This window comes from Nocardioides dokdonensis FR1436, from assembly GCF_001653335.1.
GTDB classification, from domain to species: domain Bacteria; phylum Actinomycetota; class Actinomycetes; order Propionibacteriales; family Nocardioidaceae; genus Nocardioides; species Nocardioides dokdonensis.
In genome coordinates, this window is the sequence record NZ_CP015079.1 from 1,331,086 (window position 1) to 1,344,434 (window position 13,349).

Genomic DNA, 13,349 nt, shown 5'->3' on the forward strand with positions numbered 1-13,349 from the left:
CGTGTCCGAGCAGACCCCCAACCCGGACGACCAGCAGGACTCCCCAGCAGCACCCCCGGCAGGCGCGGCACCCGAAGGATCCGCAGCACCCGCCGACCGTCGACCCAACGGGGTCGAGTACGACGCCTCGGCGATCCAGGTGCTCGAGGGTCTCGAGGCGGTGCGCAAGCGGCCCGGCATGTACATCGGGTCCACGGGCGAGCGCGGACTGCACCACCTCATCTGGGAGATCGTGGACAACGCGGTCGACGAGTCGCTCGCCGGCTACTGCGACCGGATCGTGCTGACCCTGCTCGCCGACGGCGGCGTCCGTGTCGAGGACAACGGTCGCGGCATCCCCACCGGCACCGCTCCCGGACAGGAGATCCCCGCGCTGACGCTGGCCCTGACCGTGCTGCACGCGGGCGGCAAGTTCGGCGGCGGCGGCTACAAGGTCTCCGGTGGTCTGCACGGCGTGGGCGTCTCCGTCGTCAACGCGCTGTCCACCCACCTCATCGCCGAGGTGAAGAACCGTGACCACCTGTGGCGCCAGACCTTCAGCATCGGGGTGCCGGACGGCGAGCTCGAGCAGGTCCGCGCGCTGGGTGACGACGAGGGCACCGGCACCACGATCACGTACTACCCATCGCCCGACATCTTCGAGACCACCCGGCACTCGCTGGAGACGATCACCTCGCGGGTGCGCGAGTACGCGTTCCTCAACAAGGGCCTCGAGATCGTGGTGCGTGACGAGCGCTCCGCCGCCGACGCCCTGATGGACGCCGTCGAGGACGACACCGTCCCCGAGGACGTCGACAGCGCGGGTCCCGACGCCCTGCAGCGCGGTGCCGAGGGCGGCAGCGAGCAGATCTTCCGCTACGACCGCGGCCTGGTGGACTTCGTCGAGCACCTCAACCGGACCAAGACGGTCGCGAACCCCTCGGTGATCTCGTTCGAGGCCGACACCCCGGAGTCGGTCGAGAACCACATGAGCCTCGAGGTGGCGATGCAGTGGAACACCTCGTACGCCGAGTCGGTGCACACCTTCGCCAACACCATCAACACCCACGAGGGCGGCACCCACGAGGAGGGCTTCCGCTCCGCGCTCACCTCGCTGATGAACAACGCCGGGTTCGACTGGGGGTTGATGAAGAAGCAGGAGGACCGGATCACCGGTGACGACATCCGTGAGGGTCTGACCGCGATCATCTCCCTCAAGCTCGGCGAGCCCCAGTTCGAGGGCCAGACCAAGACCAAGCTCGGCAACACCGAGGCCAAGGGCTTCGTGCAGCGGGTGGTCAACGACCAGCTCGGCGCCTGGCTGGAGCAGAACCCGCAGGAGGGCCGCGACATCATCCGCAAGGCCCAGGCCGCGGCGCACGCCCGGGTCGCGGCCCGCAAGGCCCGCGACCTGGCGCGCTCGCGCAAGGGGCTGCTGGGCGGCGGCGGTCTGCCCGGCAAGCTGTCGGACTGCCAGTCCACCAACCCCGCCGAGTGCGAGGTCTTCATCGTCGAGGGCGACTCGGCCGGCGGCTCGGCCCGCCAGGGTCGTGACCCGCGGATCCAGGCGATCCTGCCGATCCGCGGAAAGATCCTCAACGTCGAGAAGGCACGCATCGACAAGGTCCTCGGCAACGCCGAGGTGCAGACCATCATCTCGGCCCTGGGCACCGGCATCCAGGAGGAGTTCGACGGCGACAAGCTGCGCTACCACAAGGTCGTGCTGATGGCCGACGCCGACGTCGACGGCCACCACATCAACACGCTCCTGCTGACGCTGCTGTTCCGCTTCATGCGTCCGCTCATCGAGCGCGGCTACGTCTACATGGCCCAGCCGCCGCTGTACCGGCTGCGCTGGAACAAGCCGGCCGAGCACGAGTTCGTCTACTCCGACGCCGAGCGCGACGCGCTGCTCAAGGAGGGCCAGGCCGCGGGCAAGAAGCTGCCCAAGGAGAACCCGGTCCAGCGCTACAAGGGTCTGGGCGAGATGAACGCCAAGGAGCTGTGGGAGACCACGATGGACCCCGACCAGCGCCTGATGCTGCAGGTCACCCTCGACGACGCCGCCCACGCCGACGAGATCTTCTCGATCCTGATGGGCGAGGACGTCGAGCAGCGCCGCTCCTTCATCCAGCGCAACGCCAAGGACGTCCGATTCCTCGATATCTAGAGATCTAGCACTGCTCCTAGACGTTCCTAGACATTCGTAGAACAGACGAGAGAGACGCAGACACGTGACTGAGACCCCCACCGACGGCGGCGGCCCGATCATCCCCAGCGGCGGCCGCATCGAGCCCGTCGAGCTGCAGACCTCCATGCAGCGCGCCTACATCGACTACGCGATGGCCGTCATCGTCGGGCGCGCGCTGCCCGACGTGCGTGATGGTCTGAAGCCGGTGCACCGCCGGGTGCTCTACGCGATGTTCGACGGCGGCTACCGCCCCGACCGCGGCTTCTCCAAGTGCAGCCGCGTCGTCGGTGACGTCATGGGTCAGTACCACCCGCACGGCGACACCGCGATCTACGACACCTTGGTCCGGCTCGCACAGCCGTGGGTGATGCGGGCCCCGCTGGTCAACGGGCAGGGCAACTTCGGCTCGCCGGGCAACGACTCGGCGGCGGCCATGCGGTACACCGAGTGCCGGATGGCGCCGCTCGCGCTCGAGATGGTCCGCGACATCGAGCAGGACACCGTCAACTTCCAGCCCAACTACGACGGCCGCTCGTCCGAGCCGATGGTGCTGCCGGCGCGCTACCCCAACCTGCTGGTCAACGGCTCCGCCGGCATCGCGGTCGGCATGGCCACCAACATCCCGCCGCACAACCTGCGCGAGGTCGCCTCGGGTGCCCGGTGGGCGCTGGAGCACCCCGGGGCCAGCAAGGAGGAGCTGCTCGAGGCGCTCCTCGAGCGGATCAAGGGCCCCGACTTCCCCAACGGAGCGACGATCGTGGGTCGCGAGGGCATCGAGCAGGCCTACCGCACCGGTCGCGGCTCGATCAGCCAGCGCGCGGTCATCGAGGTCGACGAGGACGCCCGGGGCCGCACCTGCCTCGTGGTCACCGAGCTGCCCTACATGGTCAACCCCGACAACCTGGCGCTCAAGATCGCCGAGCTGGCCGACTCCGGCAAGGTCCAGGGCATCTCCGACGTCCGCGACGACACCTCGGACCGCACCGGCCAGCGCCTGGTGATCGTGCTGCGCCGCGACGCCGTCGCCCGGGTGGTGCTCAACAACCTGCTCAAGCACACCGAGCTGCAGACCAACTTCAGCGCCAACATGCTCGCCCTGGTCGACGGGGTGCCGCGCACCCTCTCGATCGATGCCTTCATCTCCAACTGGGTCGCCCACCAGGTCGACGTCATCCAGCGGCGGACCCGCTTCCGCCTGGCCGAGGCCGAGCGCAACGCCCACGTCTACCGCGGCCTGGTCAAGGCCCTGGACATGCTCGACGAGGTCATCGCACTGATCCGTCGTTCGCCCGACGCCGACGAGGCCCGCACCGGTCTCATCCGGCTGCTCGACATCGACGACGTGCAGGCCGAGGCGATCCTGGCCATGCAGCTGCGGCGCTTGGCGGCGCTCGAGCGCCAGAAGATCATGGACCGGCTCGCCGAGCTCGAGGTGATCATCGCCGACCTCGAGGACATCCTGGCCAACGAGGCCCGGCAGCGCCAGATCATCTCCGACGAGCTGGCCGAGATCGAGGAGAAGTTCGGCGACGACCGCCGCTCGCAGATCATCGCGGCCGACGGGGACCTCTCCATGGAGGACCTGATCCCGGACGAGGAGCTCGTCGTCTCCATCACCCGCGGCGGGTACGCCAAGCGGACCCTGCGCCACCAGTACCGCCTGCAGAAGCGGGGCGGCAAGGGCGTGCGGGGCGCGACCCTGCGCGGCGACGACGTCGTCGAGCACTTCATCGCCACCACGAACCACCACTGGCTGCTGTTCTTCACGACCGCCGGCCGGGTCTACCGCACGAAGGCCTACAACCTGCCGGAGGCCTCCCGCGACGCCAAGGGCGGTCACGTGGCCGGGCTGCTGTCCTTCCAGCCCGACGAGTCGATCGCCCAGGTGCTCGCGATCCGCGACTACGAGCAGGCGCCGTACCTGGTGCTGGCGACCCGCAGCGGGCTCGTCAAGAAGACCCGCCTGGGCGACTACAACTCGCCCCGCCAGGCGGGCGTGATCGCGATCAACTTCCGCGAGGACGACGACGAGCTGATCGGCGCCGAGCTGGTCGGGCCCGACGACGACATCCTGCTGGTCTCCCGCAAGGGGCAGGCCGTCCGCTTCCGGGCCGACGACGGGCAGCTGCGCCCGATGGGCCGCGCGACCTCCGGTGTCTCGGGCATGAAGTTCCGTGACGGGGACTCGCTGCTGTCGATGTCGGTCATCCGGGCCTCGCAGATCGCTGCCGAGGTGGCCGCGGGCTTCAGCGAGGCCAGCGAGGACACCCCGGACGTGGACCCGGGCTCGCGCGAGCTCGTCGAGCCGGTGCAGGCCGACGAGGTCAAGCCGCAGTACGTCTTCACCATCACCGACGGCGGCTTCGCCAAGCGCACCCGCATCAACGACTACCGCCTCACCAACCGCGGCGGTCTCGGGGTCAAGGCCATGGGCCTGGTCAACGAGGACCGCGGCGGACTGGTCGGGGCCTTCATCGTCGAGGAGGGTGACGAGGTCCTGTCGATCACCGCCAGCGGCCAGGTCGTGCGCAGCCCCGTCAACGAGGAGTTCCGGCCCACGGGGCGCTCCACGATGGGCGTGAAGTTCGTGACGCCCAAGAAGAACGACTCGGTCGCGGTGGTGGCTCGCTCCGTCGAGGCCAAGGTCGACGCCGAGGACGGGGTCGAGGAGGGCGCCGACGAGGCCCTCGAGAGCGACGTCGACACCGGCGAGCCGGGGGACGGTTCGAGCCCGGATGCAACAATCGATGCCGACGAAGCGTCCGAGACGGTGGAGCACGGCACCGAGGACGTGGCCGACGACACCGAGGGTGAGAGCTGATGACTGAGCGTTCGACGGGGCCGCGCCCGACCTCCGGGTCGACGCCGGCACCGAAGCCCGCGGCCAAGCCCGCGGCCAAGCCCGCCGCCAAGCCGGCTCCGAAGCCGGCGGCCGAGCCGCCCTCGAAGTCGGGTGCGGTGGGCGACGACGACACCGCGGTCCGCGCCCCCATCACCGAGCGGATCCAGGGCCGGGTCACCCGGGCCGCGGAGGAGCACAAGGCGAACCGCGAGGCGAAGAAGCAGGCCGCCACGGCTGCGGCGTCGACCTCCGGGAGTGCGATGGCGGCGCCGGGGTCCGGGACCTCACGCGGCCCGCGCCGCGCCCGGCTGCGCCTCACGCGGGTGGATCCGTGGTCGGTGATGAAGACCGCGTTCCTGCTCGCCGTCGCCTTCGGCATCGTGACGGTGGTGTCGGTGCTGATGGTGTGGACCGTCCTCGACGGGGCGGGGGTCTGGGAGTCCATCAACCGCACCGTGACCGACGTGGTCGGGCAGGAGAGCGCCTCGGACTTCGACGTCGAGAACTACATCGGCACCTCGCGGGTCATCGGCTTCACGATGCTCATCGCTGCGGTGGACGTGGTCCTGCTCACCGCGATCGCGACCCTCGGGGCCTTCCTCTACAACATGGCCGCCGCACTGCTGGGCGGCATCGAGGTCACGCTGGCCGAGGACAACTGAGGTCGACCACCCGCGTTTTGTCCGCTCCCGCGGGCGTCGGGTAGTCTCCCCTCTCGGTCGACCGGGTCCTGTACCCGGTCCGATCCCGCCGGCGTGAGCCGGTGTGGGGCCTATAGCTCAGACGGTTAGAGCGCTTCCCTGATAAGGAAGAGGTCACAGGTTCAAGTCCTGTTAGGCCCACCCCTACGCCCCACCTGCGTGATCCGTTCCGTGCCTGGGAGGCCGACGTGAAGAAGATCCTGATGCTGCTGATCGCCGCTGGCGGCGCGCTGGTGGCGAAGAAGAAGTACGACGAGTCGCAGGCCGAGCAGGCGCTGTGGGCCGAGGCCACCGACCCGGTGCACAAGGCCTGATCGCTCCTCGGGTGCCACGGCACCTGGCAGCACCCTCCGGGGGCCTTGGCGCAATTGGTAGCGCACCTGCTTTGCAAGCAGGGGGTTAGGGGTTCGAGTCCCCTAGGCTCCACCACGAGAAACCGCAGGTCAGCCTGCGGTTTCTCGCGTTGGGGCCCGCCGCCCGGCCAGCGTCGTCAGGCGCGCAGGATGTCGTCGTCGTCCGACGTGTCCTCCTCGCGCCTGCCGAGGACGGCGCGGCCGGCCTCGAGCCGGGCGACGGGGACGCGGAAGGGCGAGCAGGAGACGTAGTCCAACCCGACTCGGTGGAAGAAGTGGATCGACTCGGGATCGCCCCCGTGCTCGCCGCACACACCGGCCTTGAGGCCCGGGCGGGTGCGGCGACCCTCCTGCGTGGCGACGTCGACGAGCCGGCCCACGCCGGCCTCGTCCAGGGTCTCGAAGGGCGACACCGTGAAGACGCCCTTCTCCAGGTAGGCCGCGAAGAAGGCGGCCTCCACGTCGTCGCGACTGAATCCCCAGGTCGTCTGGGTCAGGTCGTTGGTGCCGAAGGAGAAGAAGTCGGCCTCCTCGGCGATCCGGAACGCCGTGAGCGCCGCACGAGGCAGCTCGATCATCGTGCCGATGGGGATGTCCAGGGCGACCCCCTCTGCCTCGGCCACCTCGGCGAGGATCCGGGCGGCCTCCTCCCGCACGAGGTGCAGCTCCATCAGCGATCCCACCAGGGGCACCATGATCTCGGGCCGCGGGTCGTGCCCGCCCCGGATCCGGCGGGCCGCCGCCTCGGCGACCGCACGGATCTGGCCCGCGAACAGACCGGGCACCGTGAGGCCGAGTCGCACGCCACGCAGGCCGAGCATGGGGTTGGACTCGTGCAGCCGGTTCACCGCGGCGAGCAGCCGCACGTCCTCGTCGTCGACCACGCCCTGCTCCTCGGCGCGCGCGACCTTCACCATCAGCTCCGAGCGGTCCGGCAGGAACTCGTGCAGCGGCGGGTCGAGGAGGCGGATCGTGGTCGGCAGGCCGTCCATCGCGGTGAGGAGCTCGTCGAAGTCCTCGCGCTGGGGAGGCAGCAGCGCAGCGAGCGCCTCCGCGCGCTCGGCGGAGCTCGCGGCGAGGATCACGCGCTCGATCAGGACGCGTCGCTCACCGAGGAACATGTGCTCGGTGCGGCACAGGCCGATCCCCTGAGCTCCCATCCGTCGCGCCCGCAGCGCGTCCTTCCCGGTGTCGGCGTTCGCCCGGACCTCCATGGTGCGCACGGAGTCGGCGTGGGTGAGCAGGCGATCCACCGCTCGGATCAGGTCGGCAGTGCCCTCGTCGGCCACCTCGAGAGCCGGCTCGAGGCCCTCCTCGAGGTACGTCACCACCGGCGAGGCCACCACCGGCAGCCGGCCGATGAACACCTCCCCGGTGGATCCGTCGATGGAGAGCAGGTCGCCCTGGCGGACCTCGACGCCGTCGGCGTGGGCCAGCGCCTGCTCCTCGTCGATGTGCAGGGACTCAGCCCCGCAGACAGCGGTCTTGCCCATGCCCCGCGCCACCACGGCAGCGTGCGAGGTCTTGCCGCCCCGGCAGGTCAGGATGCCGGTCGCCGCGATCATCCCCTCGAGGTCCTCGGGGTTGGTCTCCTTGCGCAGCAGCACGACCGGCTCGCCGGCCGCCGTCCACGCGAGCGCCGTGGCTGAGTCGAAGACCACCTTGCCCACCGCAGCACCGGGGGAGGCCGGCATCCCCCGGGTGAAGGGCGTGCGCTCGCTGTCGGGGTCGAACTGCGGGAACATCAGCTGGGCCAGCTGTGCTCCGCCGACTCGTTCCAGCGCCTCGTCCATGGTGATGAGCTGCTCGTCCACGAGCTGCGTGGCGATGCGGAAGGCTGCCGCAGCGGTGCGCTTCCCGACCCGGGTCTGGAGCATCCAGAGCTTGCCGCGCTCGACGGTGAACTCGATGTCGCACAGGTCGCGGTAGTGGGTCTCCAGGCGCCGCATGATCTTGCGGAGCGACTCGTGGGACGCGGGGTCGACCTCGGCGAAGTCCTCCAGCGACAGCGTGTTGCGGATGCCGGAGACGACGTCCTCGCCCTGCGCGTTGACCAGGTAGTCGCCGTACCCGCCGGGCTTGCCCGTGGACGGGTCCCGGGTGAAGCAGACCCCGGTGCCGGACGTCTCGCCCAGGTTGCCGAAGACCATCGTGCAGACGTTGACCGCCGTGCCTGCGTCCTCGGGGATGCGCTCCCGTCGTCGGTAGATGCGAGCGCGGTCGGTGTTCCAGGACTCGAACACGGCCTGGATGGCCAGGTCGAGCTGTTCGCGGGGGTCCTGCGGGAAGGCGCGCCCGCTCCCGGCCTCCACCACTGCCTTGAAGTCCTCCACCAGCCGACGCAGGTCGCTCGCGTCCAGCTCGAGATCGTCCACGGCCCCCTTGGTCGCCTTCGCGGCATCGAGCACCCGGGCGAAGTCGTCGCCCTCGATGCCCAGCACGGTCCTGCCGAACATCTGGATCAGCCGCCGGTAGGAGTCCCAGACGAAGCGCTCGTCCCCTGAGGCCTCGATCAGGCCCTGCACCGAGAAGTCGTTGAGGCCGACGTTGAGCACCGTCTCCATCATCCCCGGCATGGAGTACTTCGCACCGGACCGCACGCTCACCAGGAGCGGGTCGACGGAGTCGCCGAGCCGGCGCCCGACCTCGTCCTCGAGTCGGCGCAGGGCCATGGTGACCTGCACCTTGAGGTGGTCGGGCAGGCGATCGTGCTCCAGGTAGTGCCGACACGCCTGCGTCGTCACGGTGAAGCCCGGGGGCACCGGCAGGTCCAGCCGGGTCATCTCGGCGAGGTTGGCACCCTTGCCGCCCAGCAGGTCCTTCTGGTCCTTGTTGCCCTCGCTGAAGTGGTAGACGAGCTTGTCCATCAGTGGTTCACGGCCTTTCGGTTCACGGGGTGGGCGGGCTGTCGGGACGGGCCGGCGGGAGCCGTGCCGGTCACGCGTGCTCGCCCCTGTGGCGCAGCACCTTGGTCAGCGAGTGGTCGCTGCCGACCTCGCGGACCGTCCCGCTCCGCGAGCGCATCACGAGCGACCTGGTCCGGGCCCCGCCACCGGAGTAGCGGACCCCCGCCAGCAGGTCGCCGTCCGTGATGCCCGTGGCCACGAAGAAGGTGTTGTCGCACGTGACCAGGTCGTCGAGCTCGAGGACCCGGTCGAGGTCGTGTCCCGCCGCGAGAGCCCGACGTCGCTGGTCGTCGTCGTCGACGTACAGTCGGGCCTGGATCTCGCCGCCCATCGCCTTCATGGCGCAGGCGGTGATGACACCCTCGGGCGTGCCTCCGACGCCCATCAGCACGTCGATCCCCGACTCGGGGCGGGCCACCGCGATCGCCACGGCCACGTCGCCGTCGGGGAAGAGCTTGATCCGGGCGCCGGCGGAGCGCAGGCGGGCGATCAGCGGGGCGTGCCGGGGACGGTCCAGGACGGCGACGGTCACGTCGGACACCGAGCCGCCCTTGGCATCGGCCACCACCCGCAGCGTCTCCTCGGCCGGGGCGGTCACGTCCACCCGTCCGGCCGCGCTCGGGCCGACCACGAGCTTCTCCATGTAGTACACGTCCTTGGGGTCGAACATGCTGCCTCGATCGGCCGCCGCGATCACCGCGATCGCGTTCGGCATCCCGTTCGCCAGCAAGGTCGTCCCGTCGACGGGGTCCACGGCGATGTCCATCTCGGGGCCCGTGCCGTCCCCGAGGTGCTCACCGTTGTGCAGCATGGGCGCCTCGTCCTTCTCGCCCTCACCGATCACCACGACCCCCCGCATCTGGACGCCGGCGAGCACCTGGCGCATGGCGTCGACGGCGGCGCCGTCACCCGCCTCCTTCTCGCCGAGCCCGGCCCACCGACCGGCTGCCATCGCAGCCGCCTCCGTGGCCCGCATCAGGTCGAGTCCGAGGTTGCGGTCGGGCAGCTGGTAGGGCCCGGTGTGCGGTTCGACCGGCGTCATCGCCCGCCCCGCACCTGGGCGTTCGGGCCGACCCGCGCCGCGATCGATCTGCCTCGCCCACCGGGGGGCCGGCTCGAGCGTGTCGTGCGGTGCACTCTCATCGTCGTCGTCCGTTCCTCGGCTGCCGGGTCGTCCCTGCGGATGTGATCTGCGTCTCACACCTTTGAATATCTTTATACACCTTTGTTTGTGTTGGTTCAAGGGGGTCAGGCGGCACCGTCGACGTGACCGGCGACCGGTCCGGCGACGCCGTTCGCCGCCGCCGGCCCGACGCGGGTGGCAGAATCGCCGGGTGCCCCCTCGCCTGTCGCTGTCGCTGGCGGCTGCCCTCGTGGTGCTGGCCGGGTGCAGCAGCCCCATCCCTCCGCCGGACGCCAACGAGCCGGCCGTGCCACTGGCCACCCCCACCGTCCAGGAGCGGCAGCCCCCCGCCGCTCGCCTGGTGCTCGACCTGGTGCCGCCGGAGGTGTCGCGGGTGACGGTGACCGACTTCGACCAGGTGGCTGCGGAGCTGGGGGTCACCGAGCGGTCCAGCGATCTCGACGCCGAGCAGCGCAGTGAGTTCTGGCGGCGTGCCGAGGCCGAGACGGTGCTCCTGGCCGACGGTCTGCTGCGTCCGGTGCAGGCCCGGCTGGAGCGGGACTTCTCGATCGGGCAGGAGGACGTCGAGTGGGAGGCGCGGCTCTTCGACGACGCGGGCCGCGAGGTCGGCTTCGTGCTGGCCTGGTCCGCGATGATCGATCCCGCCGTCGTCCAGCGGGCGGTGCGGGCCGGCGTGGGGCCGTTGCGCGGCGCCACGGTCCTGCCCGAGCAGAGCCTGGTGCTCTCCGGTGCCGCCACCGAGGTCGACGAGCCCTGGGGAGGTGAGCAGGTGGTCGACCTGGTCGACGGGTCCGCGACGTCGACGTACCTCGAGATCGGCTGCGTCGACGAGCCGGGCGCCGACTCGTGGGACGAGCTCGAGGCCTACACCCTGTCCTTCGGCAGCATCCTGGCCACCGCGCGCCTCGGCACCGGACGCGACGACCTCTTCGAGCGGCTGGCGGCCGGCACCGACGAGGACGGGTTCGGCGCCGGGTTCACCGGAGGCGCCGCCGACCCGTCCACCGGCCGACTGGGCTTCGAGGTGGTCTCGCCGGCGCGGGCCGCGGCCCTGACGCTGCGCCGTCAGCTGCCGTTCGCCGCCTGCGCCGGCTGAGCGCCGCAGGTGCGGGCGATCTCCCGCCGGGCCAGGCGGGTGCGGACCGTACGATCGGGGCGTGCCGTCCGCCCTCTCCCCCCGACTCTGGGGTGCCCACCTCCTGGTCCTGGTGCTGGTGGCGGCGGCCGGAGGTCTGGGCTGGTGGCAGTACTCCGCCTACCAGGCCCAGCAGGAGGCCGAGGCGCGTGACCTGACCGAGGCCACGCCCGTCGCGCTCACCGACCTGATGGGTCCTGACGACCCGTTCCCCGCCCGGTCGGTCGGCCAGCCGGTGACGGTGTCGGGCGCCTGGGTCCCCGACGGGACGGTCTACGTCTCGGGGCGCGAGCACGACGGGACGGAGGGCTACTGGGTCGTCACACCACTGGCCGTGGGCGGGGCCGGTGAGCCGGCCCTGCCGGTCGTGCGCGGCTGGGCACCCGAGCCCGAGGCGGCCGCCGCGGCGCCCGAGGGCGCCGCCAGCGTCCAGGGCTGGCTGCAGCCCTCCGAGGGCACCGGTGCCGGGGACGTCGACCGCACCGACGACGTGGTCCCGCAGGTGCGCACCGCGGACCTCATCCAGCACGTCGACCAGGACCTGTACGGCGCCTACGCCGTCCTCGACCCCGACGCGGCGCCCAACTCCGACCTGGTCGCCGCCGACGCGCTCGAGCCCGCCGACCTGGCCGAGCTGCCCGAGGCCGCCGGCTCCACGGGCCTGCGCAACCTCCTCTACGCCCTCGAGTGGGTGATCTTCGGAGGTTTCGCCGTCTTCATCTGGTGGCGCTACGTGCGCGACGTCACCCAGGGTGGACCGCTCGGAGCACCGAGGGGCGTCGGGCCCGGGGAGCCCCGGGTAGCGTCGGGCTCGTGAACGACGAGCTGCGCGCCCCGCTGGCGGCGTACCGGGTGATGGCCACCGTGGTCGGCCTCCTGCTGGTGGTCCTGGTCCTGGTCGGCTTGCCCCTGCACTACGGCTACCTCGTGTCCGACGCCGTCTGGCTCGCCGAGGGCAGCGGTCAGGGCTGGCAGCTGGGCTCCGACATCTCCGCCTACCTGGGCGTCGCCCACGGTTGGCTCTACATGATCTTCCTGTTCTGCGCCTTCTGGCTCTCGCGGCGCGCGGAGTGGGCGCTGGGCTTCACCGCGGTGACCCTGCTGTCCGGCACCGTGCCGCTGCTGAGCTTCTGGGCCGAGCACCGGGCCACGAAGCGGGTGCGCGCCCAGCAGCGCGCCGCCGCCGTACCCGTCCACTGAGCGACGAGGCAGTGCCGTGACCACCGCCTTCGTCCTCGGGGGCGGCGGCGCCCTCGGCGCTGTCGAGGTGGGCATGCTCGCCGCGCTGCTCGAGCGCGACGTCCGTCCCGACCTGGTGCTCGGCACCTCGGTGGGCGCCCTCAACGGCGCCTTCCTGGCCCAGAGCCCCGACCTCGAGGTGATCGAGCGCCTCACGGCGCTGTGGCGCGCCGTGGCGACCAACCGCAACGAGGTGTACGGCGACCGGCCGCTGCGCAGCATGCGCCGCGCGGTGGCGACCGGCACGCACGTGTTCTCGGCGAAGCCGCTCACGACCCGCTTGCGCGAGGAGCTGGGCGACGTGGTCTTCGCGGACCTCGCCGTGCCGTTCCAGGTGTGTGCGGCCAGCATCGAGCGGGCCGCGGAGCACTGGTTCGACACCGGCCCGGTCGTCGACGCCGTGGTCGCCAGCGCCGCGGTGCCGGGCCTGCTGCCGCCGGCCCGGGTGGGCGAGGAGCACTTCCTCGACGGCGGCATCGTGAACTCCGTGCCGGTCGCGCGCGCCCACCAGCTGGGGGCCGAGCGCATCTTCGTGCTCCAGGTCGGCCGGTACGACCGCCCGCTGCGCCCGCCGCGCCGCCCGTGGGAGGTCGCCCGCGTCTCCTTCGAGATCTCCCGGCGCCACCGGATGACGCGTGAGCTGGCCGAGCTGCCCGAGCACGTCGAGGCGCACGTCCTGCCGGCGCGCGGCACCTCGGACCGCGACGACTCGGTGCGCGCCGGCCTCGACTTCCGCGACGTCGAGCGACGCATCGAGCTGACCCGGGTGGCCAGCGGGGACTACCTCGACGCGCTGGGCTGACGCCGACGGCGCAGCAGCCGCGGGCTGGTGATCTCGGGCTGGGATGATCGCGGGGTG

The 13,349-nt window shown here is 71.2% G+C and carries 10 protein-coding genes and 2 tRNA genes; 10 read left to right on the forward strand and 2 right to left on the reverse strand.

Annotated features, from left to right (window positions below; translation table 11 throughout):
- Window position 1 precedes the first annotated feature (1 nt).
- The 6 genes from gyrB (at window position 2) to I601_RS06350 (ending at window position 6,142) form a co-directional block, all read left to right on the forward strand.
- On the forward strand, window positions 2-2,149 hold the full coding sequence (gene gyrB, locus I601_RS06330) for a DNA topoisomerase (ATP-hydrolyzing) subunit B (RefSeq protein WP_237089569.1): 2,148 nt from the start codon (window positions 2-4) through the stop codon (window positions 2,147-2,149).
- A gap of 145 nt (window positions 2,150-2,294) precedes the next feature.
- Window positions 2,295-4,991 (forward strand): DNA gyrase subunit A, encoded by a 2,697-nt coding sequence (gyrA, locus tag I601_RS06335; protein WP_237089613.1) that lies wholly within the window; start codon window positions 2,295-2,297, stop codon window positions 4,989-4,991.
- Entirely contained in the window at window positions 4,991-5,674 is a 684-nt protein-coding gene (locus I601_RS06340; RefSeq protein WP_084527261.1) for a DUF3566 domain-containing protein, read from the forward strand. The genes gyrA and I601_RS06340 overlap by 1 nt, the downstream gene beginning before the upstream one ends.
- 106 nt (window positions 5,675-5,780) lie before the next feature.
- Window positions 5,781-5,854, forward strand: a tRNA-Ile gene (locus I601_RS06345).
- Between the two features lie 47 nt (window positions 5,855-5,901).
- Complete coding sequence (locus tag I601_RS21535; protein WP_237089570.1) at window positions 5,902-6,027, forward strand: DLW-39 family protein; 126 nt, start codon at window positions 5,902-5,904, stop codon at window positions 6,025-6,027.
- 39 nt (window positions 6,028-6,066) lie between these two features.
- Window positions 6,067-6,142 (forward strand) — tRNA-Ala (locus I601_RS06350).
- Between the two features lie 61 nt (window positions 6,143-6,203).
- Here I601_RS06350 and ppdK read toward each other — a convergent pair.
- Together ppdK and glpX are read right to left on the reverse strand one after the other, a co-directional pair.
- Window positions 6,204-8,936 (reverse strand): pyruvate, phosphate dikinase, encoded by a 2,733-nt coding sequence (ppdK, locus tag I601_RS06355; RefSeq protein ID WP_218917808.1) that lies wholly within the window; start codon window positions 8,934-8,936, stop codon window positions 6,204-6,206.
- A 67-nt stretch (window positions 8,937-9,003) separates the two neighbouring features.
- The gene (gene glpX, locus I601_RS06360) at window positions 9,004-10,014 is read right to left on the reverse strand and encodes a class II fructose-bisphosphatase (RefSeq protein ID WP_068107507.1); all 1,011 of its coding nucleotides are present in this window, start codon (window positions 10,012-10,014) and stop codon (window positions 9,004-9,006) included.
- A gap of 292 nt (window positions 10,015-10,306) precedes the next feature.
- On the opposite strand from glpX, the gene I601_RS06365 reads away from it, so the two are divergent.
- From I601_RS06365 to I601_RS06380, 4 genes are all read left to right on the forward strand, one after another.
- Window positions 10,307-11,212 carry a hypothetical protein gene (locus tag I601_RS06365; protein WP_068107509.1) on the forward strand — a complete coding sequence of 302 codons (906 nt, stop codon included), beginning with the start codon at window positions 10,307-10,309 and terminating at the stop codon, window positions 11,210-11,212.
- Window positions 11,213-11,273: 61 nt separating this feature from the next.
- Complete coding sequence (locus I601_RS06370) at window positions 11,274-12,068, forward strand: SURF1 family protein (RefSeq protein ID WP_068107511.1); 795 nt, start codon at window positions 11,274-11,276, stop codon at window positions 12,066-12,068.
- Window positions 12,065-12,451: a DUF3817 domain-containing protein gene (locus I601_RS06375; RefSeq protein WP_218917759.1), complete on the forward strand. Its 387-nt coding sequence runs from the start codon at window positions 12,065-12,067 to the stop codon at window positions 12,449-12,451. Before I601_RS06370 ends, I601_RS06375 begins: the two co-directional genes overlap by 4 nt.
- A gap of 16 nt (window positions 12,452-12,467) precedes the next feature.
- Entirely contained in the window at window positions 12,468-13,292 is an 825-nt protein-coding gene (locus tag I601_RS06380; RefSeq protein WP_068107513.1) for a patatin-like phospholipase family protein, read from the forward strand.
- Window positions 13,293-13,349 lie beyond the last annotated feature (57 nt).